Below are 15,286 nucleotides of genomic sequence, written 5' to 3' on the forward strand. Positions count from 1 at the left end.
GTCTCAGCAATGGCTGAAACCTAAGCCTCACAATGGTTATAGCGTTTGCATTAATTCCTTAGCGTACAATTTTCCCGTTTTGGCACAGTCCTGCCCATTAGACATCTTTTTGGTTCGACATCATTACTGTATATTCATATACAGTTTAACTCTTCAAGAATAAAAGACCAAACAGAGAATTATGATTAATACCCTGTGATTAAAGTCACAGATCCCCGACAACTTTTATGAAGTCGGGGATCTTGTCTCTCACAAATGATTAATTAGGGTTATATTAAAGCTAATAATTTTGCGATCACTATTGACCAATTTTCAAAAAAGACCTTCAACGTTTATGTTTTCTGTTGAGACAAATCCATCAAATTTGCCAGCTTGTAAACTACCCGTGCCCCAACATTGCCATCCCATTCGCCATCACCGATTTCGCAGATATCAAAACCAATAATTTTTCTCCCACTATTAACCAATTCCCGGAACAGACAAAAACTTTGCTCTAATTCCAACCCACCTGGAACAGGAGTACCTGTACTCGGACAGAGTTTTGGATCTAGACCATCTGCGTCAAAGCTAATGTAAACATACTCAGGTAAATGACTGATAATTTCTCGGCATAAATCAATCCAAGTTGTTCCAGAGTAAAGCTTTTGCTTAATGGCAGGGTCATAATAAGCAATAATGCGACTATCAGATTGGTCAATCATCTCCACTTCATCATGACTAATATCACGCAAAGCCACTTGCACTAGCTTGGAAATTTGCGGTATTTTCATCGCATTAAACATAATAGACGCATGGGAAAACTCGAATCCCTCATAGGCATCGCGTAAATCTGCGTGGGCATCAATGTGCAAAATGCCATAGTTTGCGTAGTTAGCTGCTAATGCTTGGAAATAACCTAAAGGCGAACTGTGATCTCCACCAATGACTGCAACTCGCTTACCATTTTTAATTGCTTCTTGACAATTTTCAAACAGCCATTGATTAACCTGTTGACAAGCCTGATTAATTTCTGTCAGCACAGGAGTTAAATCTGGTGTATCTGAGAGTTGTTTACCTTGGACTAATCGCTCGATAATTTTTGCTGCCAAGGCGCGGTAGTATGTGTTCTTCTCTAAAATATCTTGGGGAATTTCCACCATGAAAATTCCCTGCTTCCAACCATTAGGGTTATCAAAATCGAACAAATCCAGTTGAGTCGAAGCATCTAGAATTCGCTGTGGGCCGTTAGCAGTGCCTGCGCCATAAGAAACAGTGACTTCCCACGGCACACCAAAGACAATCAAGTTTGCAGACTCATAATCGCAGGGCAAACCTAAGAGGTTGCCATTTATTTCACCTATGCCGCTAGGATTGTAGTCTTGTAGTTGATTACTCATCGATTATCTTCTGGATTTATGTGGATAGACAGCACGCCGCCTATTGGACATCTGCATTGTAATAAAAATTTTTCACAGACGGTAAACTACAGCGCCTCTATTACTTGAGCAAAATTGCGGCAATACACCTGTTGGGCGTATTCTTGCCACTTTTTGTTTGACAAGTAGAGTGAGCGTTTTAATGTTACGTGTTGGACGTACGCTATCAATGGGCGACGAAGACACTCATATTTCTCGAAGGCCTTGGCTATAGCTTGCGGATTATCCCAGTTATTCTCCTCGGCAATTTTAGCAATGAGTGTTGTAACTACTAGCGCATCTTCAAATCCTTGATTAGCTCCTTGACCCATGAAGGGAGGCATTCCATGTGCGGCATCGCCAACTAATACGATTCGCCCTACACTCCAGGCTGGTGGAATTTTGGTAGGATCAGGTTCAGTATTGAGGTTAGTTGGGTTAGAAACTTGTAGAGAATCCGAAATGGTAGCATGGTGAACATAGTATGGACGCTGCTGCATCTTGGCAGGAGGAGATATACGTACTAATTGCTTAAGTGGATCAGGAAAGCCTCCCTTCTCCAACTCCTGCAAAGCTAAGTCAATTAAAGAACTTTCAGACTTTCCTTGCAACGAGTCTAAAGGCAAAGCAAGATATATTACGTACCTTAGTTCACCAGTTAGTCTGCGAAATAAAATCATACTGATGTTATTTATACAAATAGAATTTCCAGATATTTCATCATTAGTGATTGTTACAATTGATGAGTTTTGAAAGAAATCTTCTTCTAATTTCGTCCACAGTTCCTTTGCTACCTCAGCTATTTCCCTACAGAGTATAGCTGTAAACCCAGAGTATTCAGGTCGGGCAAAATCATGGTATTGAGTATCTGTGTAAAGCAGCCTCCGAACTGTAGAATTAATCCCGTCTGCTGCAACAATTAGTTTAGCTCTAATCGATTTTGTTACTAATTCTTGGGGAGCAACATCTGAGTTTTGGGGCTGCGTGTCATTATGTTTCTGCCCATCTGTCCAATACGCATAGGGGTTGGCTTCTATTCCTGTGTCACCTACACAATCTATCCGGACACAACCTTTTTCCGGCTCATTCACAACATTAATACAACGGTGATTAGCTTTAACTCGGTCTTGTGGAAGTATCTGTCTAAGGGTTGTTTGCAAATTGTACCAAGAAATTGACACTCGACCCTCGCCATAATCTTTAAACCAGTCATCGAAACTAAGGGAGATTGACTGAATTATCTGCCCCTGTAAATCTTTATAAGTCCATTGAGGTAAAGTCTTTGTCGGTTGTTGCTCTTGAGTGGGTTCAATAGTTTTCTGGCCATTAGACTGCTTGGGATTTAATAAACCAAGTCCAGTTTTTTTGACTTCTTCGTAAGCGTTAGGATCTAAATGTTTGAGAGCTTGTAATCCATTGGGGAGAAGATCCAATACTTGTCCAACTTCACGAAAGGCACGAGTTTGATCGATGACAAGGACATTTTCAATACCACGTTCACGTAAGCCAATGGCAGTTGCTAACCCAATAGGGCCAGCGCCAACCACTACAACATCGTAGATTTCCTGAGAAGTAACAGATGCAGCTAAGGTATCAGCTTTGGTTGATGTATTTGTATGTGTATAAGGACTTGATTTAGTTTCAGGCATACTTATACATAGGAATATTGGATAGAAGCTGGGCAATGTGGAAAGCTATAGCCATCAAGTTACATAGGAACACAAAATAATATTAAAATCAAATACAACAAGTTAGATATTTTGCTGCAAGCAAACTTTTATCTAAAACACCAACTATGGTTAGCCGACAAAAATCCTGAGTACTTTTTTATGGTAATGGGTGGAAGCGATCGCAAACCAAATATAACAAACAAAGCGCAGATGCGTAGCCATTTGTCGTCAGTGATATCAAAGGCGGGCTCTGACGCTCGATGATATGATGTCCGGGCAATTAAGCATAATACCCGGAACCCCACCCCGCCAAAGCTGCGCTTTAGCTCCCCTCCCCGCCTGCGGGGAGAAGTTGGAGGTGGGGTTCTTTTTTTATGGGTAATTTGGCAGACATGATATGACTCGCTAACGCTTCTCTACGAGAGGCTGCGCGTAGCTTGCTCCCCCGTAGGGATACGCTATCGGTGACGCATGATTGGCTCAATCTTACGACTTAGGAGACAGTTCAAAAGCCATCTGTGAACGATAAAAACAGACATCAAATTCCAAGAAAAAATTCATGCGTCCTAAAAGTAACGGCACATCATCCGTGAGACTCCAAGCAAATACCAATCGCACTGGTGCAAAACTGGCTATTTGAGCAGATACAACTAACCCTTTTGCTTCAACTGGTGCTAGATTTCCAGCCAGTCGCACCGAGGTTGTTAGTTCTTGCCAAGCTGCCCCTAACTGAATACCTACACTGTAAGGTAAAACATTAATACTAGCTCCAGTATCTAATAAACCCAAAACGTTAACGACAGAATTTTTGTAGCTTAACGTCAGAGGATGTCTGAAAAGTTTTTTTGTATACACCTAACCCTTGGAGATCCCCCTAAATCCCCCTTTTTAAGGGGGACTTTGAGACTCTTATTCCCCCTTTTTTAAGGGGGGTTAGGGGGGATCAACAAATATTTGATACTTCTCAGACATCCTCTCAGAGGTAATATTGGTACTGTATCGATATCCCTGACACATCACGACTTTCAACGAAAGGGAATCTTTGTGAATTAAGCATTGTTTACCTGTCTGTCTTCTTCTAGCAGTGCAGCTAGTTTATTAGCAGCTTCATGGGAATTGTAGGGAGACCACACATGATAAGTGACTCCTGGCTGTAACGACAATGCTTCTTCTTCAGTCGCTAGTTCTTGAACTAAAAACTGCATGACCTTGAGTTTATCTGCACGAGATAGGTTGTGCAAGGTTGAGAATAAATCTGCTGCGCTCATATCAAGTTGAAGATAACGACTAAATACTTTTTATATTTTTATAACTAATATAAGGTGGTTGCAAAGTTTATGGCGATCGCTATTGGTCAATTCTCAAAAAAGACAAAGCGATGTCTCCGACGGGCTACGCCTACGCTCTTTTTGCTCGGCAGTTCGTGTTCAAAGGTGGAACGATCGCCCTTTTTGCTCGACAGTTGGTGTTCACAGGTAGAGCGATCGCCCTTTTTGCTCGACAGTTGATGTTTAAAGGTGGAACGATCGCCCTTTTTGCTCGGCAGTTCGTGTTCAAAGGTGGAGCGATCGCCCTTTTTGCTCGACAGTTGCTGTTCAAAGGTGGAATGGTGAGGTTTTGAGGTCGAGTCTAGAGGCGTAGGAGCCTGCGATCGCCACAATCTAATTCTTGATACAGGCTAGATTATTAATTAGCTCGATTTCTCTGCTGCGCGTCCAAGCAGCAAATCATTGTCAAGCATTGCCTCTGTAAAACCTGAAATGACTAACGAAAAACTGCTGCAAATTATTGAACAAGCTGCCAGAGAAAAGCTGACAAAATTAAACCTTTCTGGCAAAGGCTTAACAACCCTGCCACCGGAAATTGTCAAACTCACCAACCTGCAAACCCTCAACCTCAGCAGTAATCAACTGAGCAGTCTGCCACCGGAAATTGGCCAACTCACCAACCTGCAATCCCTCAACCTCAACAACAATCAACTGAGCAGTCTGCCACCGGAAATTGGCCAACTCACCAACCTGCAATCCCTCAACCTCAACAACAATCAACTGAGCAGTCTGCCACCGAAAATTGGCCAACTCACCAACCTGCAATCCCTCAACCTCAACAACAATCAACTGAGCAGTTTGCCACCGGAAATTGGCCAACTCACCAACCTGCAATTCCTCTACCTCAACAACAATCAACTGAGCAGTCTGCCACCGGAAATTGGCCAACTCACCAACCTGCAATCCCTCAACCTCTATAACAATCAACTGAGCAGTCTGCCACCGGAAATTGGCCAACTCACCAACCTGCAATCCCTCAACCTCAGCAGTAATCAACTGAGCAGTCTGCCACCGGAAATTGGCCAACTCACCAACCTGCAATCCCTCAACCTCTATAACAATCAACTGAGCAGTCTGCCACTGGAAATTGGTCAACTCACCAACCTGCAATCCCTCTACCTCAGCAGTAATCAACTGAGCAGTCTGCCACCGGAAATTGGCCAACTCACCAACCTGCAATCCCTCTACCTCGACAGTAATCAACTGAGCAGTCTGCCACCGGAAATTGGCCAACTCAGCAACCTGCAATCCCTCTACCTCGACAGTAATCCTTTAGAATCACCTCCACCAGAAATTATCACGAAAGGGTTTAAAGCAATTCTTGACTTTTGCAGACAACAACTAGAACAAGAAACTGACCGCCTCTACGAAGCCAAATTACTCATTGTAGGAGAAGGTGGTGCAGGTAAAACTACGCTAGCCAAAAAAATTCAAGATAATAAATATACGTTACAACAAGATGAAAATACTACCGAAGGCATTGATGTTATTCAATGGAAGTTCTTGCTTGACAATAACAGAGAATTCCAGGTCAATATTTGGGACTTTGGTGGTCAAGAAATTTACCATGCTACCCACCAATTTTTTCTTACAAAACGCTCTCTTTATGCCTTGGTTGCTGATACTCGCAAAGAAGATACAGATTTCTACTACTGGTTAAATGTAGTTGAATTACTGAGCGGTAATAGTCCTTTGTTAATTATCAAAAATGAAAAGCAGGAGCGCAAACGAGAAATAAACGAGCGGGAGTTACGGCGTGAATTCACTAATTTTAAGGAAACACTTACTACAAACTTGGCCACTGATCGCGGTCTGCTAGAAATCTTAAATAAAATTAAGCATTATATTACTAACCTACCTCATGTGGGAATAGAACTTCCTAAAACTTGGGTCAAAGTGCGAGAAGCTTTAGAAGGTAACTCTCACGAATATATTAGCTTGGAAGAATATCTAAACATCTGTCAGAAACATGGTTTTACTAAACAAAAGGATAAACTCCAACTCAGTGACTATCTGCATGATTTGGGTGTATGCCTTCACTTTCAAGATGATGATGTTTTAAGAAAAACCGTGATTCTCAAGCCTACTTGGGGTACAGATGCTGTTTACAAAGTGTTAGATAATCCTCAAGTTATTAAAAAACTGGGTCAATTTGATCGCAATGATTTAGCAAGCATTTGGCATGAAGACAAATATGCCAATATGCGACCAGAACTGTTGCGGCTAATGATGAAATTTAAACTGTGTTACGAAATACCTAGTCGTCCCGGCACTTATATCGCACCTCAATTACTCTCTGTCAACCAACCTGATTTCAATTGGAATGAATCTAATAACCTAATCCTGCGTTATAAATATGACTTCATGCCGAAAGGTATTCTCACCCGCTTTATAGTCGAAATGCACTCCGATATTGAACAACAAACCCTAGTTTGGAAAACAGGTGTTATTCTTGCTAAAGACCAAACCCGTGCTGAAGTGATTGAACACTACAATCAACGAGAAATTAAAGTCCGCGTAGCAGGAAAAAACAAGAAAGAACGGCTAGCAGTTATCATCCATGAACTAGAAAAAATTCATAACTCTTACGAACGTCTGCAATATCAAACACTTGTTCCCTGCAACTGTGAAAGCTGTAAGGATAGTCAAACGCCTCATTTTTACCGCCGAGACGTGTTGTACAATTTCCGGGAAAAGAATCTCTACCAAATCCAGTGCCAAGATAGCGGTAATATGGTAGATGTCCGCAGATTAATTGACGATGTTTTACCGACGTCACCAACTCTGCAAATACCTATGTCTGAACCCATAATCAGAAATCAAGTTTTCATCAGCTATAGTCATCAAGATCAGCAGTGGCTTACCAAACTCCAGAAACACCTCAAGCCAATGATTCGCAACCAAAATATAGTCGTGTGGGACGATACCAAAATTCAACCCGGTGCTGAGTGGCGCAAAGAAATTGAAAATGCTTTAGCAGCAGCAAAAGTGGCAGTATTGTTGGTTAGCCCCGATTTTTTAGCATCAGACTTTATTGCCGAGAATGAGTTACCGCCATTGTTAGATGCGGCTGGAGCCAAAGGACTGACGATTATTTGGATACCGTTGACTTATAGCAGCTATGACGAAACAGGAATTGAAAAGTATCAGTCAGCGTACCCTCCGAATCAACCTTTAGACAGTCTGAACTCAGCACAACAGAATCAAGCTTGGGTGGATATCTGTAAGAAGATTAAAACAGCAGTTACTCGCTAGAAGAACCTCTCCCTGCCTTGAACTAAAGTTCAAGTCTGTCCCTCTCCGAATCGGAGAGGGACGATTTTGCGTAGTAAAACCAGGGAGAGGTTTCTTTTGTAAAAGCGATCGCAGGTAATATAATGTCCGCGCAATTAAGCATAATACCCGGAACCCCACCCCGTTAAAGCTGCGCTTTAGCTCCCCTCCCCGCTTGCGGGGAGGGGTTGGGGGTGGGGTTCTTTTTTTATGGGTAATCAAGCGATCGCAGGTAAACTCTTAGCTATCGGTTAAAACTTCATCTAAGTCGAAGATAACCTCACTAATTTTTGAGTATGTATCTGCTAATGCGGGAACTTTGAGTTCTGTTTCAGCTTGTAAGTCGAAGTCATACCACTCGTTACGCCATTGCAGGCGAAACTTCAAACGCGTCCAGTTAGGTGGTAGGTTGGGACAGGCAACGGGGCCAAATTGAGTCATCCGAATCCCGCCAAACCCGAAAACTACCGCTTGCCATACTCCTCCAGCACTGGCGGCGTGAATTCCTTCGGCGGCGTTCAGCCTCACATCCTCCAAGTCTACCAAGGCTGATCGCAGAAAGTGCGTATAGGCTTCGGTTGGTTGATTGAGATCGCAAGCTAAGATGGCGTGAATGGCTGGGCCTAGTGAAGAACCATAACTGTGGTCAGTGCGCTGGTTGTAATAGTCCCAGTTGGTTACAAGGGTATTATAATCATAGCGATCGCGCATTAAGTACAGAAGCATCAATACATCTGGCTGCTTGAGAATCTGCTTTTGGCTTGTGGCTTCAATTCCCAACAAACCTTGCAGAGATTTACTGCGCGGTTCGTAATCAGCGAAGTTAATCTCTTCTAACTGGAAAAAGCCCTCAAACTGCTCAATTAAACCTGTTTGGGCATCTTCATTCACAAATAGACGCTGTTGAATTTCTACCCATCGGTGCAGACGCTCTGTGGTTAAGTTGAGTTTTTGCCCCAGTTGTGCTGAGGTTTCAGGATAGGCTTGTTTGAGCCAGTCCCACAGCGCCAAAGCTGACTGCAAATGCCACTGTACCATGAGATTGGTGAAGGCATTATTATCGACGCGATCGTGATTTTCATCAGGGCCAATCACATCTAGGATGTCGTAGCTGTGGCGCTCTTGATTCCACTGCACGCGACTCTCCCAGAAAACAGCCGTATCAAGGATAATTTCCGCGCCATAATCCCGCATCCAGTCATCATCGTTGGTAGTTTGCCAGTAGTGTAAAACTGCATAGGCGACATCAGCAGTGATATGCACTTCAATGTCACCGCACCAAATGCGGATTAATTCACCGTTGGGAGCTGGTACCCAGCGCGGAGTTACTTCATCACCAGTGGTAGCACTTTCCCAAGCAAACATCGCTCCTTGATAACCTGCTTCTTGAGCTTTGCGTCTAGCTCCTGGTAAGGTGTGGTAGCGATAGGTAAGCAAGTTACGCGCTAGGGCTGGTTGAGTTAAGGTGAGGAAGGGAAGGATGAATATTTCCGTATCCCAAAAGATGTGTCCGCTATAGGCAAAACCGGAGAGGGTTTTGGGAGCGATGCTGACTCGGCTGTCGTGACGCGGTGTCACAGCTAGTAATTGGAAGAGATTGTAACGGACGCTTAACTGAGCCAAGCGATCGCCTTCTATAATAATGTCACTGTCTTGCCACATTTGATCCCATGCAGCAATGTGAGCTGCCAATAGGGTAGTATATCTGGGTTCATGAGCAAGTCTTTGTAAGGCGGCTGCGATCGGGATTTCTGTCTCTCGTGAAGTAAACAGGGTAACAATCTTTTCGACAGTCGCCGTTTTTCCTGGATATAACTCAAAGGTGGTTGTCAAAGTGGGAGAACTAGAAGCATTTTCGATGCCCACAGGTCTAGTCTCGTCACCATCTACCACTAACTTAGCTGCCATCCCAAGTTGAATATCTGAGTGGAGAGTTTGACTATTTAGCCAGATAATCTGATCTATACCACCTTGGTTTAGGGTTCGCCAATGTTTAACGCCTTTGGTATCTGGTTCGCTGTCAAATCCTGCTTCAACGGTAATTTCACCCTCAAAGTCTACGGATGTAATTTGAGCGCGAATCGCTAAAACATGTTGATCTGCTAAACTGGTGAAACGCTCGAAGTGAAAATCTAGGGTATGACCACTAGGACTACGCCACCGTACATCACGGCTAATTAAGCCTAAGCGCAGGTCAAGCCGACGTTCATACTTGAGAATCTTACCACTGTCCATGCAAAAGCGTTCGCGTAGCGTCTTTGTAGGAGATTTGCCTGCTACTTTCACCACTAATGGCAGCCAGTTAGGACAGTTTACAAGTTCAGTATGAGTAATTGTCACATCATCATAAACACCGTGGATGAGTGTAGCTGGAAAATCCTGGGAATACCCTTCTTCAAACGTACCCCGCACTCCTAATAACCCATTACCAAGAGTGAAGACGGTTTCTTTATGATGTAACTGCGTCGGGTGAAACTCCGTTTCAATAACGTTCCAGTCAGTAGTGCCAATCAGTTGTTGATTTTGTTGAGAATTGTGAGTGGAGACGTTGAGCATGAGTAATAAAACCTATGTCTTGGATCTGGCTGTGAGCAGGATACAGTACAATTACGAGCAATCTTTAAGTAATTAATTTCTTTTCTCTAGTGCTTACACTTGAATGTAGCCTAAGCACCAAAAAAAGACATTCTTTTTAACAGTAACGTTTCCAATAACATCTGTCTATAGTTAGATTTATTTAAGAACGTCGGTTATAAGTCATAAATCTTAACTAGCTACGAATTGATTCAGTTTTTCATAAATTTCTTTCATATTTATCAGCCTCACAATCCAATTCATCGCGCTGATAACAGGCAATGTTCGCTAAAATTATTTTTGTTTTTTATTTTTAATTTAAATATTGATCAAAGGTAGGCAAACTTCCGGCAAGCTGTACTATAACGGTTCTCACTTCAGTGCAATACAGTCTGAACCTCACCCCTATTTGAAAGGGCTAGTGCGGTTAACTAACGTTTTGTTCTTTTACCAGAAGTGGTATATTGGCACTTGACCCGACCGAGTATAAACTATGCATGAGCCCACAGGAGTGCGAAGCCGAGGTATTGTACTCAGTACTACAGGAGAGTCAGGGACAGCGGGGGGGGTGGGCAAATGAACAAAAATACTGGGCAAGGTGGTGTTTTTTCCCTGTTTAAAGGCGTACTCCTAAATCGCATCCTGGTAGCATTGTTCCTGCTGCAAACCTTCCTAGCTGTGGGATTGACTGGATACTTATCAATCCGCAACGGGCAAAAAGCAGTCAATGAGATAGCTAGCGAATTGCGTCTTGAAGTTGCCAATCGAGTCGAGCAGAATTTACAAACTTATCTCTTTACCCCGCATCAGGTACTACGCAGTAACCAAAATATTATTGACATGGGGTTGCTGAAGATAGAGAATCTTGCAACCTGGGAGTCATACTTAATCGAGCAGTTAAAGATTTTTCCAGATACGTTGGGCTTAAGGGTAAGCAATGAACAGCAAGAATACTTAGCAGTCCAGAAGCTCAACGATCGCCAATTTTTGCTAAGATATGCCGGAAAATCAACTGGCTACGACCTCTACACCTACAAAATTGACTCTCAAGGTCAACGCACCCAACTACCAGAGGTGATCAAAAACTATGATGCGCGATCACGTCCTGATTATCAAACAGCAGTTACCGCCAAAAAATTCAGCTTTAGTCAGATTTTTACACCTCTGACTGAACCAACACTCCTGATTAGTGCTTCTCTTCCCATTTATAACTCCCAAGGTCAGTTACTCGGAGTTAACGGCACTCTAACTCACTTATCACAAATTGGAGATTTGCTGCAAAATATCAAAGTTGGCAAGTCTGGGCAAATTTTTATTATCGAGCGATCGGGGCTATTAGTAGCAAGTTCCACAACCGAAGAACCATTCCGCTTCCAAAATGGTAAACCGATTAGGTTAGCAGCTTCCCAGAGCGAGAATTTATTGACTCAAGCAAGCGCTAAATATTTAGCAACTAAATTTAGTAACTTTGACCAGATTCAAAGTTTACAGCAACTAGATTTCTCCTTAGAGGGCAAACGACAATTTTTAGAAGTTAGACCATTACAGAGCGAACCAAATGTCAACTGGTTAATTGTGGTGGCTGTCCCAGAAGCAGACTTTATGGGACAAATTGATCGCCACACTCAAACGATAATTTTTCTCTGTCTGGGAGCATTAGGACTAGCTACTTTATTAGGGATTCTCACCGCCCGTTGGATAACTCAACCAATTCTCTACCTCAACACGGCGACAAAAAATTTAGCCAATTTTAGCAATGGCGAAGATTCAATGCTGAAAGTACAGGGTATTAAAGAACTAGAAGTGTTAGGTGGATCTTTCAACGAGATGGCGCAGCAGTTACACAAAACCTTTACTGCACTGGCTAACAAAAATCAAGAGTTAGAATTGCAAGTTAAGCAGCGAACTCAAGAATTACAGCAACAGATTCAAGAACGCATCAACAGTGAACGAAAACTGCGCCAGCATAGTCAGGTAGTGGCAGAACTGGCAAATCACAAAGCGATTTTTGAAGGAAATCTGGAAAAAGCATTCAAAGTGATCACAGAAAAAGCAGCGAATGCTTTAGAAGTAGAGCGAGTGGGTGTGTGGTTATTCAATAGCGATGCCTACAGCGGGCTGCGCCAACGCACCAAACTACAATGTATAAATCTCTATGAACTTAGCAAACAGAGACATTCGGCAAGTCTAGAACGCAATCTTGCAGATTATCCGACCTACTTTAAAGCCTTGGCATCTGCCCGTACCATCGTCGTCAGCGACACTCGCACTGATCCACGGGTACAAGAATTATGGGATGAACTGCTAGAACCAAATAATATTGTATCCCTAATTGATACCTCCATTTGGGTTGGGGGCGAAGTGGTGGGAACAGTATTGTATGAGCAGGTTGATATTTCGCGAACATGGGAGCTGAGTGAGCAAAACTTTGTTAGCTCAATCGCGGAATTTGTCGCCCTGACTTTAGAAGTATGCGATCGCAAACGGACAGAATCCGCTCTGTGTGAGGCTAAAGAAGCTGCCGAAGTGGCAAATCGTGCCAAAAGCACCTTTTTAGGAAACATCAGCCATGACTTGAGGAATCCTTTAAACTCCATTCTTGGAATCACAGAAGCACTCCAAAATCAAGTGTACGGCCCTGTGAGCGAAGAACAGCGCCAGTCCCTAAATATCCTCGAATCCAGCGGTAAGAACCTACTAGAAATGATTAATCAGATCCTTGACCTTACCGACACCGAATCTAGCAAGATAGAACTGCAACTAGCTGCTACTTCAATTCGGGGATTATGTGACTCCAGCCTAAGTTTTGTCAAACATCTGGCGTTCCAGAAAAATATCCGCTTAAGGGCACAAATACCTGAAGAACTCGAACCGATCCAAGTCGATGAACACCGCATCCGTCAAGTATTTATCAACCTGTTGACTAACGCTATCAAGTTTACTAAAGAAGGAGGCGAAGTCTGGATTGAAGTCCAGCCAAATTCCACAAACGAATATATCTTCTTCAGCGTCGTAGATACCGGTATTGGTATGCTTTCCGATGACCTTTTCAAATTATTTCAACCTTTTGTGCAGGTTGAAAATTCCTCTACCCGTCGAACCACAGGCACTGGTTTAGGATTAGTGATGGTGCAAAAAATTGTAGAGTTGCACGGTGGGACTGTCCATGCCGAAAGTCAGTTAGGCAAAGGTAGTCGATTTACAGTCAAACTCCCGTGGAAAAAGGTTGGAGAGTGGGGAGTTATAATTAATTATTAATTCATCGTTCTGATATAGGGGTTCTCGTTTATGTGAGGTACACCCGTAGGGGGACGGCACCAATGAGCATTGCTGTGTCCCTACGACAGATGTGGTTTTTCAAATCATTCATATTTGGTTTTTCCTGTCAATGCGTAAGTTTTATAAATTAGCCCTTTCAAGGTGACTCATAAAATCTCTGCTTTTTTCTCTGCACTCTCTGCGCCTCTGCGGTTTAAAAGTAATTTATTTCACCGCTCCAGGCACAGAGAAGCCAGTGTACCCTTACGGTTAAGAGACTTGTACCCCTCCGGGGAAGCAAGCTACGCTCTTCGCGTTCCCGTAGGGTAGCAACTGGCGCAACACAGAGATAAAGAGGTTAAAGAAGAATTTATGGACTAAGATTTCCACCCACCTTGAAAGGGCTAGTGGGCTTGTACCCTTCGGCTACGCTCAAGGTAAACCTTTTTCTTTCTGGTCAAAATTCTTCTGCTTGAGGAAGCGGGAAGATTTCACCAGTCAAGTAAGCTTGAAAGTGCTTTTGGAAGTACAACCAGGAAGTCATATCTTCGCCATCTATCAATGCTTTTGGGGCTTGCTTATATAAAGGAATACGGTTATTAATTTCGTCTTGCAGCACTGGGGGAAGTTCTGTTAAACCATTGACTTTGCTGCCAACAGCACTATAGATCAGCTGACCGGGGCGATCGCCCATTTTCATCCAGGGAAGCCATTGACCAATCCTATCCCAACTCAGTTTTAGTTGAGAAACTGAGGAAAGGGTTGTGTTGAATAAATCTGCGGTTGGCACAGTTAATTTAAACAATTCTGCTGCCTGATAAATTGGATTTGGGCTGTATTCAGCAAATTTTGGATCATCTGCTAGGGGATTTGGGTAATAGGGAAATATATCAAAAACGAAAGTTGTGCTGTCACCATTTACTTGTGCAGGAAAATTTCCATCGAATTTACCCTGCACTGGATTATTGGCAACATGAATCACCGGAACTGTCTCGCCTGTCCAAGGATTTTCCCATTTGGGCAAAACCTCATCTGTTTTTGGGTTGAGGTAGTAAGTCAGTTCCCTAGAAGTAAAATCCCAGCTACCTTCTGCTGTAGGAATACATCGGCTAACGCTCAATCCCAGGATTTTAAACAGGAGTTGTCTTTTCTCACCAGGGATAAAGGCGTAAATTTTACCTTTCCAAATCAGGAAAGTGGATTCGCTAGGGTCGAGGGAAGAACGAGTTTTAACCCAGTGTTGGGCTTCAAGTTCTTGGATTTGGGCAACCATCTAAAGCATCCTTAGTATCTGGATAACAAAAGAATAAGCTAATCAGCATTCAAGTTGCATCTTTAAGAGTTGGGAGAGACGCGATTAATCGCGTCTATACAGGAGTTGGGAGTTTTATCTGCTTCCAGTCCAATACTTCTCTACCAGAGGCTGCGCCTTAAGCGTTGGCGCAGCCTCTGGTAGAAAAGCTATGCCGCAGGCTTTACGACATCGGCTCCATCGAGCGAACGCAAGAGCGTCTCGTAGAGAAGTCGAGATACTCAGTACAAGTGCCCAATGCACTATTTCAATTGTTGGAAGAATAGTTTGAGCTTTTCTTCATCTAATTTGCCATTGCTGCGAACGGCGCTACACAAATCAAGTCCGAAAGGAGTAACTTGCTGAACTGCGAGCGCAACATTCTCAGGTTTTAGTCCTCCAGCTAAAAAAACTGGCACGTTTACTTGCTCACGGATTTTGGCGCTCAAGTTCCAATCGTGTAAGCGTCCTGTGCCGCTTATGATCGTAATTAGCCGA

10 protein-coding genes are annotated in these 15,286 nt (G+C 43.1%); 3 read left to right on the forward strand and 7 right to left on the reverse strand.

The window, feature by feature from the left end:
* Positions 1–332: 332 nt before the first annotated feature.
* From speB to V7K48_RS10125, 4 genes are all read right to left on the reverse strand, one after another.
* Positions 333–1,376, reverse strand: a complete 1,044-nt coding sequence (speB, locus tag V7K48_RS10110) for an agmatinase SpeB (RefSeq protein ID WP_335071986.1) — start codon at positions 1,374–1,376, stop codon at positions 333–335.
* Positions 1,377–1,462: 86 nt separating this feature from the next.
* Entirely contained in the window at positions 1,463–3,043 is a 1,581-nt protein-coding gene (locus V7K48_RS10115) for an FAD-dependent oxidoreductase (RefSeq protein ID WP_335071988.1), read from the reverse strand.
* Between the two features lie 507 nt (positions 3,044–3,550).
* A complete protein-coding gene (locus tag V7K48_RS10120) occupies positions 3,551–3,919 on the reverse strand; it encodes a retroviral-like aspartic protease (protein WP_335071990.1) in 369 nt (122 codons plus the stop codon).
* Positions 3,920–4,113: 194 nt separating this feature from the next.
* Positions 4,114–4,332, reverse strand: coding sequence for a hypothetical protein (locus tag V7K48_RS10125; RefSeq protein ID WP_335071992.1), 219 nt, complete (start codon positions 4,330–4,332; stop codon positions 4,114–4,116).
* A 110-nt stretch (positions 4,333–4,442) separates the two neighbouring features.
* Between V7K48_RS10125 and V7K48_RS10130 the strand changes: the two genes are divergently transcribed.
* Positions 4,443–4,685, forward strand: a complete 243-nt coding sequence (locus V7K48_RS10130; protein ID WP_335071994.1) for a hypothetical protein — start codon at positions 4,443–4,445, stop codon at positions 4,683–4,685.
* Positions 4,686–4,824: 139 nt separating this feature from the next.
* Positions 4,825–7,647 carry a leucine-rich repeat domain-containing protein gene (locus V7K48_RS10135; RefSeq protein WP_335071996.1) on the forward strand — a complete coding sequence of 941 codons (2,823 nt, stop codon included), beginning with the start codon at positions 4,825–4,827 and terminating at the stop codon, positions 7,645–7,647.
* Between the two features lie 258 nt (positions 7,648–7,905).
* Here V7K48_RS10135 and V7K48_RS10140 read toward each other — a convergent pair whose 3' ends face one another.
* Complete coding sequence (locus V7K48_RS10140) at positions 7,906–10,221, reverse strand: glycoside hydrolase family 65 protein (RefSeq protein ID WP_335071998.1); 2,316 nt, start codon at positions 10,219–10,221, stop codon at positions 7,906–7,908.
* Positions 10,222–10,815: 594 nt separating this feature from the next.
* On the opposite strand from V7K48_RS10140, the gene V7K48_RS10145 reads away from it, so the two are divergent.
* The gene (locus V7K48_RS10145) at positions 10,816–13,497 is read left to right on the forward strand and encodes an ATP-binding protein (protein WP_335072000.1); all 2,682 of its coding nucleotides are present in this window, start codon (positions 10,816–10,818) and stop codon (positions 13,495–13,497) included.
* Between the two features lie 457 nt (positions 13,498–13,954).
* Here V7K48_RS10145 and V7K48_RS10150 read toward each other — a convergent pair whose 3' ends face one another.
* Both V7K48_RS10150 and V7K48_RS10155 read right to left on the reverse strand, forming a co-directional pair.
* Positions 13,955–14,770, reverse strand: coding sequence for a DUF1838 domain-containing protein (locus V7K48_RS10150; RefSeq protein WP_335072001.1), 816 nt, complete (start codon positions 14,768–14,770; stop codon positions 13,955–13,957).
* Between the two features lie 281 nt (positions 14,771–15,051).
* A complete protein-coding gene (locus tag V7K48_RS10155) occupies positions 15,052–15,279 on the reverse strand; it encodes a hypothetical protein (protein WP_335072081.1) in 228 nt (75 codons plus the stop codon).
* Positions 15,280–15,286 lie beyond the last annotated feature (7 nt).

The sequence above is a fragment of the Nostoc sp. genome, from assembly GCF_036919615.1.
Lineage (GTDB): Bacteria > Cyanobacteriota > Cyanobacteriia > Cyanobacteriales > Nostocaceae > Nostoc.